Origin of the sequence: Sphingomonas sp. BE138 (assembly GCF_031456125.1) — a bacterium.
GTDB lineage: Bacteria > Pseudomonadota > Alphaproteobacteria > Sphingomonadales > Sphingomonadaceae > Sphingomonas.
In genome coordinates, this window is the sequence record NZ_JAVDUC010000002.1 from 337685 (window position 1) to 353772 (window position 16088).

Annotated in this window: 11 protein-coding genes; 7 read left to right on the plus strand and 4 right to left on the minus strand. The window is 67.1% G+C overall.

Annotation, left to right across the window (positions count from 1 at the left end; genetic code table 11):
- Nucleotides 1-91 precede the first annotated feature (91 nt).
- The 6 genes from J2Y58_RS04505 (at nucleotide 92) to J2Y58_RS04530 (ending at nucleotide 4305) form a co-directional block, all read left to right on the plus strand.
- The gene (locus J2Y58_RS04505) at nucleotides 92-760 is read left to right on the plus strand and encodes a ferritin-like domain-containing protein (protein ID WP_405053061.1); all 669 of its coding nucleotides are present in this window, start codon (nucleotides 92-94) and stop codon (nucleotides 758-760) included.
- A 25-nt stretch (nucleotides 761-785) separates the two neighbouring features.
- Nucleotides 786-1772: a ferritin-like domain-containing protein gene (locus tag J2Y58_RS04510; protein WP_310099265.1), complete on the plus strand. Its 987-nt coding sequence runs from the start codon at nucleotides 786-788 to the stop codon at nucleotides 1770-1772.
- Nucleotides 1773-2203: 431 nt separating this feature from the next.
- Nucleotides 2204-2581, plus strand: a complete 378-nt coding sequence (locus J2Y58_RS04515) for a hypothetical protein (protein ID WP_310099267.1) — start codon at nucleotides 2204-2206, stop codon at nucleotides 2579-2581.
- A gap of 12 nt (nucleotides 2582-2593) precedes the next feature.
- A complete protein-coding gene (locus tag J2Y58_RS04520) occupies nucleotides 2594-3757 on the plus strand; it encodes a zinc-dependent alcohol dehydrogenase (protein WP_310099270.1) in 1164 nt (387 codons plus the stop codon).
- A gap of 26 nt (nucleotides 3758-3783) precedes the next feature.
- Entirely contained in the window at nucleotides 3784-4017 is a 234-nt protein-coding gene (locus J2Y58_RS04525) for a hypothetical protein (protein ID WP_310099272.1), read from the plus strand.
- A gap of 3 nt (nucleotides 4018-4020) precedes the next feature.
- The gene (locus tag J2Y58_RS04530; protein WP_310099275.1) at nucleotides 4021-4305 is read left to right on the plus strand and encodes a hypothetical protein; all 285 of its coding nucleotides are present in this window, start codon (nucleotides 4021-4023) and stop codon (nucleotides 4303-4305) included.
- Nucleotides 4306-4489: 184 nt separating this feature from the next.
- Here the strand turns inward: J2Y58_RS04530 and J2Y58_RS04535 are convergent, their stop codons facing one another.
- From J2Y58_RS04535 to mutL, 4 genes are all read right to left on the minus strand, one after another.
- On the minus strand, nucleotides 4490-7900 hold the full coding sequence (locus J2Y58_RS04535) for a glycosyl hydrolase 2 galactose-binding domain-containing protein (protein WP_310099278.1): 3411 nt from the start codon (nucleotides 7898-7900) through the stop codon (nucleotides 4490-4492).
- A 27-nt stretch (nucleotides 7901-7927) separates the two neighbouring features.
- On the minus strand, nucleotides 7928-9433 hold the full coding sequence (locus tag J2Y58_RS04540; RefSeq protein WP_310099279.1) for a tryptophan 7-halogenase: 1506 nt from the start codon (nucleotides 9431-9433) through the stop codon (nucleotides 7928-7930).
- A 138-nt stretch (nucleotides 9434-9571) separates the two neighbouring features.
- Nucleotides 9572-12706: a TonB-dependent receptor gene (locus J2Y58_RS04545; protein ID WP_310099282.1), complete on the minus strand. Its 3135-nt coding sequence runs from the start codon at nucleotides 12704-12706 to the stop codon at nucleotides 9572-9574.
- Nucleotides 12707-13038: 332 nt separating this feature from the next.
- A complete protein-coding gene (mutL, locus tag J2Y58_RS04550) occupies nucleotides 13039-14844 on the minus strand; it encodes a DNA mismatch repair endonuclease MutL (RefSeq protein WP_310099285.1) in 1806 nt (601 codons plus the stop codon).
- 141 nt (nucleotides 14845-14985) lie between these two features.
- Between mutL and J2Y58_RS04555 the strand changes: the two genes are divergently transcribed.
- A complete protein-coding gene (locus J2Y58_RS04555) occupies nucleotides 14986-16026 on the plus strand; it encodes a rod shape-determining protein (protein ID WP_310099287.1) in 1041 nt (346 codons plus the stop codon).
- The last annotated feature ends 62 nt before the right edge of the window (nucleotides 16027-16088 follow it).

Genomic DNA, 16088 nt, shown 5'->3' on the forward strand with positions numbered 1-16088 from the left:
CGGGCAATATCTCTGCTTGGGGCTCTATGGAAATACCCTCGATCCGTCGCAGACGAGGGGTTTCGGCTTCGGGGGCGCACCTACCGGACCCGTGACAGGAGGGCGCAGCGTTCCGCTTGCCGACCGCACGCTTCAACTTCCTCTAGCGGAGATCGGCGACGAGACGTTCCGCAACATCAATGTGCTTCGAGGAATATTGCGCGGCGATCTGGTAGCACAGCCGGCGCTGGACATCTCCGCCGCCTCGTTCACCGCCTTCATGCGCGCCGCCGAGGCAATCGGCGCGAACGAAACCTTCGACCCCTACGAAACAGCAGACAATTTTTTACTCGGAGCATTTCTCATCTGCGACACGATGGTCACGGCGTACCTCGGACTGCTGCCGGCTGTCGACGACCCCATCGTTCTGACGACCATGTCCGGACTTTTGACGACCCGCGCGGCTCACGCCGCCATCATTCGGCAGTTGCTCTACCGTCGGTCCACTGCCGTGCCGGGACTGCTGACGCTCACGCAGAAGATATCGAATTACCGTGATCGGCTCTCTGGAGCGGGTGGCCGTGATCAGGGGATTGCACCTTCTACCGTCAGCGGACTGGCCGTCAGCAACCTGACCATGGCCGATCGGAGCGGCGAGGCGTTCGGCCGCACCGGGCCGCAGGTGCTGAACATACTGTACGGGTCCGCCTCGGCGGTCACTCGCGGCGGTTTCTTTCCGCAAGGCGCGGGCGGGTCCATCACCACCAGCGCGGCAAACTGATCGCGAGGAAGATTGGAGCTATTTCATGAACGCATTTGATGATGCGGCGCTGAATGCCCGCCGACGCTTTCTCCAACTCGCTGGCTGGGCGGGAACGCTAGGAGGTCTGGCGGCCCTTTCGGGATGCGGAGGCGAGAATAATGCGCCGGTAACCAGCGCATCGCCCACGCCGACGCCGAGTCCCACGCCCACTCCATCGCCCGGACCCGCATACACGGCCAGCGATGCCGACCGCCTGGATCTGCTGCTTCAGGTTAATTATCTCGTCGGCGGTTTCTTCGCACGTGGCGTTCTTGGAGGGGATCTCCCAGCGGCGTCCACCGGCGGATCGGGCACTTTCGGCACTCTTACGGGCGGCTCGCGGGTGACCTTCGCCGATGAGACCGAAGCCGCTGCGATGCGCGAGATTGCTTACGACGTGCAGTCCCAGATCGAACGGTTGCGCGCGATATTGGGCGGCGCCGTGACGGCGCGACCAGCGACAACCATCGCCGGAGGCGCAGGTGGACCGTTCCAGGCCATTGCATCCGTCACTGCTTTTCCCGCCACGAGTCCCTTCGACCCTTTTGCTTCTTCGGAACTCTACCTCGTTGCGGCAGTCGCGCTGACCAGCGTGCGCGCGTCGATGTTCACGGATGTGGTGCGTCTGATGACTGATCGCACCAACATCGGCATCGTCGCAGGAATGTCGGCGATCGCTTCTCAGCATGATGCCATCGTACGCCAGGCTTTATGGCTGCGTGGGCGCTCACAGAGTGCGCTCTTCGGGCGCATCGATCGGATGAGCGACGCGCGCGACCGTTTCGATGGTGTTCGCGACCTCGACCAGGGAGTCGGCGGGATGAACGGCACCAACTTCGTAGTCACCGATGCTGAGGGCGTCTCATTACGCCGCACCCCGGAACAGGCTCTGAACATACTATACGCCAGTCAATCGGCCGTATCGGCAGGCGGGTTCTTCCCCGCTGGCGTCAACGGCGTCATCCGGTTCAGTGGTGCCAGCACGGCGTGAGATCGCGACCATAGACTCCCATCCCGAGCCACAGGTCCTGGAGAACCGGCGCGAGCAGCGAGCGCTCGCCATGCAGCGCGCGTTCGGCGCGGTCGTGTACAGCCGGTTCAGAGCCGGTCTCGTCGCTGGATCGATCCTCTGACATCCGCCCGCTTCCCGCGAGCAGAGACCGGCCAGATCGCTACCATTGGGGTAGGTGGGTAAGGTTCCTAAGGGTTTGCACCTATATGGCCCGGTCATACCCGATCGTAGGTCGGTCTCGTTCAATCGAGGAGGCCGGCATGAGCACCGCAGTTCGGCAAGACCAGCCTGGGGCGGAGCTCGATGCCTCCGCGCATGCCGCGGTTACGATCGACCGCCCGGCCGACGATCTTCGCGCGCTTTGGCTCGATCCTCGGACACAGTCCCGCATATGGGCGCATTTCGCCGATGTGACCGCGCTCGATGACAGTACCGCCGACTGGATCGCTCGCGGTCCGGCAGGCGGTCAGTATCGCTGGCGCACGAAGATCATGGCCACCGGCCCGGACGATGTCCGTTGGGCTTCGCTGGACGGTGCCGACGTGCCGAACACCGGCGTGCTGGCCTTGCGCCCGGCGCCGGGCGATCGGGGCACCGAGCTTCATCTTAATGTGCGGTTCGATCCGCCCGGCGGGATCGTCGGCAAGGCGGCATCCAAGCTGTTTCACATCGTGCCCGCCGAAATCGTGCGAAAGGCGCTTTACCAGTTCCGCGCCCTCGCGCTGACCGGCGAGACCCCCACCACCGATCCACAGCCTGCCGCCCGCAAGGGCGGGGCCGACCGCTGAAGGAACAGGCCGATGCGCGCACTCTGCTGGAACGGCGTCAACGACCTTCGCGTCGAGACGGTCGCCGATCCCAAAATCCTCAATCCCAAGGACGTGATCCTCAAGGTCCGGCTCACGACGACCTGCGGCTCGGACCTGCACCTCATCGACGGCCTGATCCCGACGATGCGCGAGGGCGACGTGCTGGGCCACGAGTTCATGGGCGAGATCGTCGACGTCGGGCCGGAGGTGAAGACGGTGAAGCGCGGCGATCGGGTCGTGGTCCCGTCCTTCATCGCGTGCGGCCAATGCTGGTACTGCGCGCACGACCTCTATTCGCTCTGCGACACCAGCCATCCCAAGCCCGAACTACAGGAACCGCTGCTCGGCTATCCGACCGCCGGCATCTATGCCTATTCGCACGCCTTTGGCGGCTATGCCGGGAGCCACGCCGAATATGTGCGCGTGCCGTTCGCCGATACCGACTGCTTCGTCGTGCCCGACGGGCTCCCCGACGAGGATGCGCTATTCATCTCGGACGCCGCGCCGACCGGCTTCATGGGCGCGGACTTCTGCAACATCCAGCGCGGCGACGTGATCGCCGTCTGGGGCTGCGGCGGGGTGGGCCTGATGGCGCAGCAGAGCGCGATGATCCTGGGTGCCGAACGCGTGATAGCGATCGACCAATACCCCGAACGGCTGGCGCAGGCGGAGGCGTTCGGCGCGATCGCGCTCGACTTCACCAAAGTGGACGTGGTCGAGGCGCTGAAGGAACTGACCGGCGGACGCGGCCCCGATGCGTGCATCGATGCCGTCGGAATGGAGGCGGATGGCACGGGCACGCAGCACGCCTACGACCGCATCAAGCAGGCGCTGTACATGGAAACCGATCGCGGCACCGCGCTGCGTCAGGCGATGCTCGCGGTGCGCAAGGGCGGCACGCTGTCGATCCTGGGCGTCTATGGGTTGATGGACAAGTTTCCGCTCGGCCTGCTGATGAACAAGGGCGTGACCGTTCGGACGGCCCAGCAGCATGGTCAGGCCTATGTCCCTCGCCTTCTCGAACACGCCCTGCGCGGCGAACTGACGCCGGCGGCGCTCGCAACCCATCGCTTTTCACTGGAGGACAGCCCTGCAGGGTATCGCATGTTCAAGCACAAGGAGGATGGTTGCCTTCGGGCCGTGTTCACGCCGTGAAACGGCGGCGGCAGCGGAGCTAGGCCATGAGTATCGAGAAGACGCTCGGGGTTGCGCTGACCCTGCTGTTCCTCGCCGACATCTTTCCGACCGTGCTCTATGCGCGGGCGGGCGCCGGGCTTCTCGCGCCTGGCTGGAACTGGGGAATGTGGCCGCCGCCCCGCGGCATCGCCGGACTGGCGGGCGGACGTCGCGGCACCGTGCGCTCCATCGCTGGTCCGCTCATCGTGGTGTCGCTGATCGGTGCGTCGGTGCTGTAACTGGTGCTGAGTTACCTCGTCCAAGTCTATTCGGCCCTGCGTGAGCGCAACGCGTTGGCGCTGGCGGTCGACCTGATGACCGACGGCACCGGCGACGCCGCGGTCACGCTGATCGACACCGCGCTCGACCGCCGGCGCTATGGCGGACTTGCGACCTGCGCTTCCGTCGACCTCGGTTCATCCGAACTGAAATCTGCCAATGATCCGAGTGCCCGCTTCCACTATGCGGCGTGCGCCAGCTTCTCCGTGTTTCGTAGGTTGAGCGGGAAGCGCACGCACCGCGATTGAGCATCGACCATCGCGCTTCGAAACAGGAAGGTTCTGGATCGGCAACCGCCAGAGCAGACGCAGGCGAGCGACACGTGCCCGGCGTGCGCTTCGCACGGCGGCGTTTGATCCCGGCTGGCGTTCGGACGGACGCAGTGCCCTCCACAGCACGCCTGCTTTCGCGGCGTCCGTCACGACGTTCGGCTCACGACACGGGGATCGTGGCGGCGCGGACGTTCCATCCCGTTAGCGTAATGCGCGGCTTGCCTGACACGCTGGCCGGATAGCGCACGGCGATCGTCCGCCGCTCGCCCGGCAACAGCGACACGTAATTGTCGTCATAGAAGGCGGGCAGGATGCGTTGTCCCGCGGCGTCGACCAGCGTCAGCTTGGCATTCAGCGCGGGCGTCGCAGTGTCATTGGCAAGCGTGACCTGGATTGCGCGATCGGCACCGTCGACCGCACCGCCGCTGGCGCTGGCGGTCAGCGCAGCGCCGGCAAGCGTGTTGAGCGCGCGATACGCACCCTCGTCACGTCCGCGCCAGTAGAAGTTTTCCGATACGGATGCTCCGTCCCCGCCCACCAGCGACAGCTTCACCAGCACGACGGGATGGGTCGCGAACAGCCGGTCCAGCGGCACCGCCGCCAGCCGGGTCGCGCGGTTGGCGAGCGCGTCGACGGGGGTGTCGCGAACGTACAGTTCGCGATTGTCGAGATCGACCACCTTCACGCGTGCGGTCAGCCCCTTCGCATCGGCCTGCGTCGTGTTCAGCACCACCAGTTCGTTCCCCGGCAGGTTCAGCTGGACGTGGAGCGGCTCGACCGCCTTCTTTGCGCCGTAATAGGACGCCTGCGTGTCGTAATCCCAGGAATAGATCTGCCACGCGTTCGACGGCCACGCCGGATGCGTCATCCACAGCAGGCGCCCCGAGTTCTTCGTCCACAAATGGCCGAGAAACCCCTCGTACATCGCCTTGTGCGTCTCGAGGTTCATCATCTGCGCCTTGCGCTCGAAATCGGCGAAGCTGGTGCCGGCGCCGTACATCCGGTCGAGCGCTGCCATGAACGTCTTGGTGTCGCCGTTCCCGCTGAAATGCCAATCGTGGTACGCGAGGACATCGCCGAGCGGCCAGCGATCCGCGGCGGGAACGTAGCTCGCGATCGATTCCGCGGTCGACAAGGAGGGCGTGCCGGTCTCCACCGAGAAGCCGGTCGCCAGATCGGTGAAATAGCCCGCGAGCGCGCGGTAATTGTAAGGGCCGGAGCCTTGCAGGTTGACGACGTTCGAGCTGCCGGTGAACCAGCGCGTCCCGTCGAGGTCGAAAACCGCCTTGGCCAGCCCCTCGTTCAGCGTCGGATAGGGTACGCCCTCGTTGCGGCCGAACCACAGGATGATCGACGGATGGTTGCGATAGCGGGCGATCGTGTCGCGTGCGTTGGCGAGGAACAGCGCCGCGTCGTCGGATTCGATCTGAAAATTCTGCGTCGATTGCCAGAAGTCGTTCAAGACCATCATGCCGTTTTCGTCGGCGAGGTCGAAGAATTCCTCCTCGTTGTTGTTCCCCATCCAGTTGCGGATGATGTTCATGTGCGCTTCGCGTTGAAGGCGGAAATAGGGTGCGAGCCGGTCGTAGCTGACGCGCTTCATCGCGTCGTCCATTCCCCAGTTCCCGCCACGCGCCGCGATGCGCACGCCGTTGACGCGGATCGTCAGATGCGGCTCGGGCAGGGTCTCGGCGATCGCGGTGACGCCGGGCGAGCGCTCGCCAGCCGGGGTCAGCGACTCCGCCCAGCCGGTCGGGGTCTGCTTGATCGCGGCGTGGCGGACGTCGATCAGCGGCGTACCCGCGAGGCCGCCGTCGGTGGTCTGGACGTTGACGCGCCGCAGCGCCCCGGCGGCATCGAAGAGCGACAGGTCGTAGCTGACCTCGCGGATGCCGAAGCGCGCCTTGCGCTCGTCCGACACACCTTGCGCATCGGCGACCTGATAGGTGACGTCGTAGAGGTGCGGGTCGCCGTAGCCGTTGGGCCACCACAATTTCGGTTTGGCGACGGTCAACTGGCGGAACTCGGCCGGGGTGAAGCGCACCTCGCTGTGCCCGGCGGGGGCGGTCACCCGCTTTTCGACGGTCACGCCCTCGAAGGCGACGCGCACCGTGACGGGCGCGGAGGCTCCCGAATTGTCGAGCGGCACCGTGACGTAGACGTCGGCGCGATCGGTGCGCGGCAACGGCAGGTCGGTGACGACATGCGGATCGCCGATCCGCACCGCACCGGTCGCCACCAGTTCGACCGGCCGCCACAGCCCGGTGTTGCGGTCGCGGATGCCGGGGATCCAGTCCCATCCTTCGGTCGCGACGAAGGTCGGCCCGTCGATGGCGAGCTGCCCGCCATTTTCGCCGACGCCCGCGCTCACCGATTGTTCGTGCGGGATGCCGGGGTGCGGCGGCGGCGAGACGCGCACCGCCACGACGTTCTCACCCGCGACCGGCGTGTAGTCGAACTGCCCGCGGATGAACGCACCGCGCGTCTCACCCAGCCGCTGCCCGTTCGCCCAGATCTCCGACGCATAGTTGATGCCGCCGAAGACGAGCGTCAGCCGCTTGCCTGCGGCCGCCGCGGGGACGGTGAAGCGCGTGCGATACCAATAATCCTGCCGGGCGAGATGCTCGGGGATCTTGAGGTTGTTGAGCCCGTAGTACGGATCGGGATAGACGCCGCGATCGACCAGCGTCTGGAGCACGGTACCGGGTACGGTGGCGGCACGCCACGTGCCGACGGGGTTCCCCGCGCGCGAGAGCGTCGCGCCGTCGCCGTTCACCTCCGGCGCCGCGGCCAGCGTCCAGCCGTTGACCTGCCAGCGACCGGCGGCGACCGGCTGCATGACCGGCACGTTCGCAACCGGCTTGGCCACGGGCGCGGTGTAGGCGCCGTCGCCGCTTTTCGGCAGCGTCCAGGCGTCCTGCTGCGTGGTGAGGCCGATATTGGCCTGCTTCTGGAACGGCCAGCCGACGCCGACCTCCGTCATCTGGACCAGCGCGAAATCCGGGCGGGCCTGAACGATCGCGGCGACCTGTTCCCGGTTCAGCGCGGTGCCGATCACCCTTGCATCGACAAGCTGCCCGCCGAAATGCGGCGCGCCGGGCACCACAGGGGCGATCGCGAGCTGCGGCGTCACCGCGACGGCGCGCGCGGCGCCGCTGGCCGTGCGCCGTCCATCGACGTACAGCGTCACCCGCGCTCCGTCGGAAACCGCCGCCAGGTGATGCCACCCCTTCGCCAGCGTCGCACCGCGGATCAGCGTCGCGCCGTCGCGCACCACCACGCGGCCATCGTCGAGCAGCAGCGCACGCGCCGCACCTTCCGCACCGAGGCGTACCAGCGTCACCTCGCCGGCGGGCGTCGTATCCGCCTGCACCCAGGTCGCGATCGTGTAGGGCGCGCCTGCAGCCGCCAAGGCCGTCGCCTGCTCCAGCGGTCGCTCGATCCCGATCCCGCCGGACAGCAAGCGTGCGTTGTACGGCCCGGCATTCCCCACCTCCTGCGCGATCGCCGCGCCGGCCAGCATCGTTCCCGCCAGCAACAGCCCGGCCAGTGTCAGGGTCGCGCGTGTCATGATCGGATCGTCCTTCATCATTGCAGGTTACACCCGTCCGGCGTGGACGCGGGTGAGGAAGTCGGCATGCGGCTCGGCGCTGGCCAATGTCCCGTCGATCGCGGCGCGCATCCGCGCAAGGCTGTCGCGCAGGTCGGCCTCGGCGACCTGGTCCGCCAGCATGGAATAACGGGCTGGCAGGTCGTCGAAACCGGCGTACATGCTCAGCCAGCTCGCATCCTGGAACGTATCCCATTCGCGCCGTACGAATTCGCCGGCGGCACGCCACGCGTCCAGCTTCGCCTGCAACCCGTCGGTCGCCGGGATCGCCCGGACATGGTCCCAGAACGGTTCGCCCACCCGCCGGTTACCGCTGTAATGCAGCATCAGGAAATCGCGGATTCGTTCGAATTCCAGCACCGACTGCCGGTTGTACGTCTCGGCCAACCGCGGATCGAAGCCTCGGTCGGGGAAGAGCGGGATCAGCCGTTCGAGGCCGGACTGGATCAACGTGATGCTGGTCGATTCCAGCGGCTCCAGGAACCCGGACGCCAGCCCGAGCCCGATGACGTTGCGCTCCCAGAACCGCGCGCGATGCCCGGCGGTGAAGCGGATGCGGTTCGGCGCGGCGATCGGTTCGCCCTCCAACGCGGCGAGCAGGTCGTCTTCTGCGGCGGCATCGTCGATGAAGTCGGAGCAATAGACATGCCCGTTGCCGACGCGGTGGCGCAGCGGGATGTGCCACCGCCATCCCGCCACGGTCGCGATCGCGGTCGTGAACGGACGATGCACGTGCGCGGCCCGGCACGGGATCGCGACGGCGCGGTCGCATGGCAGCCAGCGCCGCCAGTCCACGAACGGCACCTCCATCGCGTCGCCGAGCAACAGGCTGCGGAATCCGGAACAGTCGATCCAGAGATCGCCTTCCACCCGTGCCCCGTCGTCGAGGGTCACGGCCGTCACGTGGCCGCCCTCCGCATCGCGCGCGACGTCCACGATCCGCGCGTCGACATGCGCGACATGGTTGGCGAGCGCCAGCCGCTTCAGCAAGGCGGCGAACTTCGACGCATCGAAATGCACCGCGAAGTTGAAGACCCCCAGGTCGTTAGGCGGACGATCGACCGGCGGCAGGAACAGGCCGCGCTCGGCCAGTTGCGTGGCAAGGCAATAACTGCCCAGCGGGGTGGCATCCCCGCCCGCCCGCAGCTTCAGCCAGTAATGGTGGAAGGCGACGCCATGCGCGCCGACCCCGTACAGGCCGAACGGGTGAAAGAAGTCGTGCCCGCGCGCCTTCCAGTCGGCGAAGCGGATGCCGTATTTGATCGTCGCCTCGGTCTCGCGCAGCACGTCTGCCTCGCCGAGTTCGATCGCGGCGAAGAAGTCGCGGATCGCGGGCACGGTCGCCTCGCCCACGCCGATCGTGCCGATCGCCGAGCTTTCGATGACCGTGATCGCGACACGCAGATGCGCCAGCCGCCGCGCCAGAAAGGTCGCGGCCATCCAGCCCGCGGTCCCGCCGCCGACGATCACGACCGACCGTATCGGATTACGCATGCCGCCGTTCCCGCATCCGAGCGCCGAACCTATCCGTCATCGCGATCCCCGCGCAGCCCCGCCATGGGATGGGGCAGAGCCCGGGAGCGATGCGGGACGAGCCGCCGCCACACGGCGACGGCCGGCCCGAGTGCGCGATCAGAAGCGCGCGCGCACCCCGGCGATGAAGCGCCGCTCGTAGATGTTCTCGTTGAACACCTGATCGGTCCACGTCAGGTAGTAACGCTCGGTCTCGCCGGTCAGGTTCGACGCCTGGCCGTAGAGCGTGATGTTCGGGGTGACATCGAACGAGATCGACGCGTCGAGATAGTTGGTCGGCGCCTGATATTGCGCCAGCCCGGTGATGCCGTTGTAGTTCGACGACACCAGCCGCTTCGATCGGTAGTTGTAGGCGACCCGCGCCTGCAACCCGTATTTCTCGAACCACAGCGCCGCGTTCGCCTGATGCTTTGAATTGTCCTGGAACGGCTGGTTGTTGCCGGCCAGGTCGACCAGCCCGGCGTCGCCCAGCGACAACGTGTAGTTCGCGTCGACGCCGAACCCGCCGAAGAAGCCGTCGACCCCGTAATCGGCCAGCGACTGCCGGGCCGAGGCCTCGATGCCCTTCAGCGTGCCGCCCTCGCCCTGCGCCAGCGTGTTGGTGATGACCGGGCGACGGATCACGCCGTCGTTGTCGGGGATGTCGTTGCGGATCTCGGTCGTGCGCGTGATGAAGCTGTCGACCGAGATGTAGAAGGCGCCCAGCGCCACCAGGCTCGACCGCCCGGTGTAATATTCGAAGCTCGCCTCGACGTTGGTCGCCCGCCAGGGATTGAGGTTCGGATTGCCCTCGGAGTTGGCGCTCTGCGCCTCGAACCGCGCCGGATTGATCGTGGTATTGATCGCGTAGTTGACGTTCAGACCGCCGCCCCATTGCTGGAAGTCGAGCAGCGTCATCGTCTTCGAGAAGGCGGCGCGGGCGCGCAGCTTGTCGGTCACGTCCAACGCGATGTTGATCGACGGCAGGAAGTCGGTGAACTCGCGCTCGGTCACGAAGTCACCGGCGTCCACGCCGGAAACGCCGTAGGGCTGCGGCGCGCCGACGATGTTCTGGCGCACGTTCAGACGCGTATTGATGACCTGCAAGCCACCGTTGGCACGGAACGGCATTCCCAGGATTTCGCCCTCGCCCGTGACCTGGCCATAGCCGGAGATCTGGCGCGTCTTCACGTCGAACGACAGCGCCGGATTCACCAGGTTCTGGCTGCCGGGGTAGAATTTGTTCTGCCACGCCTCGCTGTCGTCCATCGCCTTGGGATCGAGCGCGTAGAGGTTCGGCGTGCCCGCGGCGGGCAGCGCATATTGCTTGATGAGCCCCGCGAAGATCGGGTCGGTCGCCTGCCGGGTCAGCCCGGCGGTATAGGCGACGCCCTGCGCATCGCGCACCGAGCATTTGTCGTCGTTCAGGTTGACGTCGAACGCCTTCCACTTGACCAGGCAGCCCGCGGCCGGGTTGCCGGCGTTGTCGCGGTTGCCGGCGTAGAAGGGCGAGACGCGGTCAAAGGTGAACTGGTCCACGCTGCGCTCGCCGTAGCGACCGCCGAACGACAGCTTCACGTCGTCGTTCGCCTGCCATTCGGCGTCGGCCCGCACGGCCCAGATGTCGCCGTTCTGATACTGGTTGCCTTCTGACGAGATCGTCTTCAGCCCGTAGCGCGACGGATCCGCGGCCTGCGCCAGGAACGCCGGCGAGAAGCCGAAGACCGGCGCACCGCTCGAATAGTCGACGGTCGCGGTCTGGCTGTAGATCTGGTAGCCGGTCGGGTTGAAGGCGACGTCGCCGCCGGGATAGTTGCCGACGCCGTTATAGGCCCACTGCCGCCCGTTGGTCAGGCTGAACTGCGTATAGGACTGGTCGCGATTGCGATGGGCCTTGCCGTAGATTCCGCGCACCGTCGCCTTGAAGGTCTCGGACGGCTTCCAGTCGAGTTGCAGGTTGTAGTTCTGCGACTCGCTCTTGGTCCGGAACGTTTCGGAATAACTGTCGAAGCTGGGCAGGCTGTAGGTGTATTGCTGGACGGTATTGATGTTGAACGGGCGCGTCGCCGTTCGTCCGCCGCCGATATCGACCGATGCGTCATACGCGACGCCGGTGTCGCGCGACGTGGTGGGCAGGAACGGCGACGACAGCCAGTCGACGTTCTGGAACTGGAAACCGGCGGTGCGGTCATATTGCGTCTGGCGCGTATAGAAGGCGTCGGCGGTCAGTTGCAGCGCGTCGTTGATCTCGAACTGCAAGGACGCGTTCGCGCCGAAGCGCTGCCGGTCGGTGATGCGGTTCCATGCGGTGTGCGACTGCGGCGTGATGAACGAGTCGTTGGCATCGCCGTCGCCGTTGACGTCATAGCCGACGAGCGCACCCGCGGCATTGCGGATCGGGGTGCCACGGCTGACGCCGTTGTTGCCGACCGCGAAATCGCCCGCCACCGCCGGCGACAGCGAACCATCGGGGTTGATGACCGCGTCGCGACCGTATTCGTTGCGCAGCGAGACGCCGTAATCCTGAACGCCGCGGAAGCTGTTGGCGAGGGTCAGGTCGCTGTACGCCGCCGACACCAGCAGGCCGATGCGCTCGCCATGGTAGGCGATCAGGCCGTTGGCGGACAGGTTCCACTTTTCGGTCCTGTCGCCATATTGACCCTCGGCCGCCGCCGAGAAGGTCAGCCCGCGCTTCAGGTCGAACGGACGGCGGGTCAGCAGGTCGACCGTGCCGGACAGGCCTGCCTGTTGCAACGAGGCGGTCGGCGACTTGAAGACGGTCGCCCCCGAAAAGAGCTGCGACGGGATGTCGGTGAAGTTTGGCTGGACGGTGGTGACTGAATTGGCGCTAAGGAACTGCTCGCCGTTCAGCAACGTGGTCACCTGCGGCAGGCCGCGGATGTTGACCGCCGCGCCCTCGCCCGCGTCGCGGCGGATCTGCACGCCCGCGATCCGCTGGAGCGAGTCGGAGATGGTGACGTCGGGCAGCTTGCCGATATCCTGCGCGCTGATCGCCTCCACGACGCTGTCGGCATTGCGCTTCACCTCGATCGCGCGCGCCTGCGACGCGCGGATGCCGGTGACGACGATCTCGCCCGCCCCGTCTTCGGTCTGCGTCGGCGCCGCGACCTGATCGGCGGATGTCGCGACGGCATCGGGCGCGACGGTCTGCGCTGCGGCGTCCGCCATCGTCATGGTCAGCACAACCGGCGAAGCGGCAGCCAGCATGGCGCCGCGGATGCTGAGTTTACGCATCGATCCTCCCCTTTTCATTCCCGAAAAACAGTTTTTTTTAAACCAATCAAATTTATTTAATTAGCAAAAGGCTCCGCGTGTCAAGCCGTTGTTTATCTCGTCCCTGGTGGGCGACTGAAACGACGGGGTTGAGCGCTCCTCTCGGGCGATCCATCGATGATGGGACACGGTCACGCCCCGGCGGCCGGTCGCCGCGGACATGGATCATGAGCCGGAGTACCGTTGCGCGATTCAACCTGCCGACCCCGGCCTTCACGCATCACGAGATCTGGCTTCTCCGCCGATCTGGATGCCCGTTTCCGCCAGCCCGCGGGCGCCAGCTTCTCCGTCGATCACGACCGCCCGAACAACTTGGCGACGGTCTTCATATCGAGCTTCACCCATGTCGGGCGCCCATGGTTGCACTGGCCGGAGTGCGGCGTCGCCTCCATTTCCCGCAGCAGCGCGTTCATCTCCGCCGCCGACAGCACGCGCCCGGCGCGCACCGATCCGTGGCATGCCATCGTCCCCGCAATCGCCTCCAGCCGCTCGCGCAGCGACAACGCCTCGTCATAGGCCGCGAGTTCGTCGGCCAGGTCGGTGACCAGCCCCTTCGGATCGCCGCTCCCCAGCAGCGCGGGGGTCGCGCGGACCAGCATCGCGCGCGCGCCGAACCGCTCCAGCTCCAGCCCGAACTCCGCCAGTTCGGCCGCGCGCGCCTCCAGCCGGTCGCACGCGGGCTCGTCGAGTTCGACCACCTCGGGGATCAGCAAGGCCTGCGCCGCGACGCGCCCGCCGGCCAACGCGGCGCGCATCCGCTCGAGCACCAGCCGTTCGTGCGCGGCATGCTGGTCGACCAGCACCACCCCGTCCTCGGCCTCGGCGACGATATAGGTCTTCGCCACCTGCCCGCGCGCGACGCCGAGCGGGAAGTCGGTGCGCGCCGGCGGCGGGGTCCAGTCGGGCACGGCCCGCGCTGCCGGGGGCGCGGAGAAAAACGTAGGACGCTGGTCCTGGACGCCTGGCCCTCTCCCCGTGGGGGAGAGGGTTGGGTGAGGGGCCGCCGCATACGGATCGCTCGGTGGGACTCCAACCCCTTCCCCCGCGGCGATCGGGCTTGGTCCACCCCCCTGCCACAGAGCAGCGAGTTCCGCCGGCGCGCCATGCGCCACGCGGTGCCCCGCCGCATCCAGCGCGCGGCGCAGCCCCGACACGATCATGCCGCGCACCAGCGCCGGGTCGCGGAAGCGCACCTCGGTCTTGGCCGGGTGGACATTCACGTCGACCTCGCTCGGCGGCACGTCGAGGAACAGCGCGACCACCGCATGCCGGTCGCGCGGCATCATCTCGGCATAGGCCCCGCGGATCGCGCCGATCAGCAGCCGGTCGCGCACTGGCCGCCCGTTGACGAACAGATACTGGTGGTCCGCCACCCCGCGGTGGAAGGTCGGCAGCCCCGCCACCCCGCCAAGCACATGCCCATCGCGCGCCAGGTCGATCGCGACCGAATTGTCGGCCAGCGCGCGGTCGGTCAGCGCCGCGACCCGCGCCGGCCGCCCCTCGGCGGCGGCGACCGACAGCGTTCGCCGCCCGTCATGCTCGACCGAGAAGGCGATATCGGGCCGCGCCATCGCGAGCCGCCGCACCACGTCGAGACACGCCGCATATTCGGACCGCGCCGAGCGCAGGAACTTGCGCCGCGCCGGCACGTGCGCGAACAGCGCCTCCGCCACCACCCGCGTCCCCGGCGGCAGCGCGGCGGGGCCATCGCGCTCCAGCACGCCGTTGTCGACGGTCCGCGCCCAGCCTTCGGCGCCCGCCGGCCGGCTCTCGATCGTCAGCCGCGCGACCGACGCGATCGACGGCAGCGCCTCGCCGCGGAACCCCAGGGTCGCGACCCGGTCGATGTCCTCGTCCGGCAGCTTGGAGGTCGCGTGCCGTTCCAGCGCCAGCGCGATCTCGTCCGGCGCCATGCCGCAGCCGTCGTCGGCCACCTCGATCCGCTCGACGCCCCCTGCCGCCAGCACCACCGCGATCCGCATGGCGCCCGAATCGATCGCATTCTCGACCAGCTCCTTCAACGCGCTGGCCGGTCTTTCCACCACTTCACCGGCGGCGATACGGTTGACCAGATGCGAGGGGAGACGGCGTATTGACACAAGGGGGCACCTAGCCCAAGCCGCGCCATCCCGCGACCCCGCAGTCAACCATCGCCAGCATGATTCCTGCGGGATGCGCGGACTTGGACGATCACTGCCGGCGCCCCCTTTCCGGCGACACAAACACGGACGACAACGTCAATGGTATTCTCGCGCCTGTTCAAGATGACCTCGCACGACATGGCGATCGATCTCGGCACCGCGAACACGGTGGTCTATGTGCGCGGCCGGGGGATCGTGCTCAACGAGCCGTCGGTGGTGGCGGTCGAGACGATCAACGGGGTGAAGCGCGTAAAGGCGGTCGGCAACGACGCCAAGCTGATGATGGGCAAGACGCCCGGCTCGATCGAGGCGATCCGCCCGCTTCGCGACGGCGTCATCGCCGACATCGACGTCGCCGAGCAGATGATCAAGTATTTCATCGAGAAGGTGCACGGCCGCCGGCGCTTCATGCGCTGGCCGGAGATCGTGATCTGCGTCCCCTCCGGCTCGACCAAGGTGGAGCGCCGCGCGATCCGCGACGCCGCGCAGAATGCCGGGGCGAGCGCGGTGTATCTGATCGAGGAGCCGATGGCCGCCGCGATCGGCGCCGACATGCCGGTGACCGAGCCGGTGGGCAGCATGGTCGTCGACATCGGCGGCGGCACCACCGAGGTCGCGGTGCTCTCCCTGCGCGGTCTGGCCTATACCACCTCGGTACGCGTCGGCGGCGACAAGATGGACGACGCGATCGTCAGCTACGTGCGCCGCAACCACAATCTGCTGATCGGCGAATCGACCGCCGAGCGGATCAAGCAGGAGCTGGGCTGCGCCAAGCCGCCGGTCGACGGCATCGGCAAGACCGTCCACATCAAGGGCCGCGACCTCGTCAACGGCGTCCCCAAGGAAATCCAGATCAACCAGGCGCAGATTGCCGAGGCGGTCAGCGAGCCGGTCGCGACGATCGTCGACGGCGTGCGCATCGCGCTGGAGAACACCGCCCCCGAACTGGCCGCCGACATCGTGGACCAGGGCATCGTGCTGACCGGCGGCGGTGCGCTGCTCCAGGGGCTGGACGAGGTGCTGCGCGACGAGACCGGGCTGCCGGTGACGGTCGCGGACGATCCGCTGATCTGCGTCGCGATCGGCACCGGCCGCGCGCTGGAGGACCCGATGTTCCGCGCGGTGCTCCAGAACAGCTGATCCGACACGTCCTCGAACAGCATCTTCATCACATGCGGCGATACATTCTCATCTGAACGCGG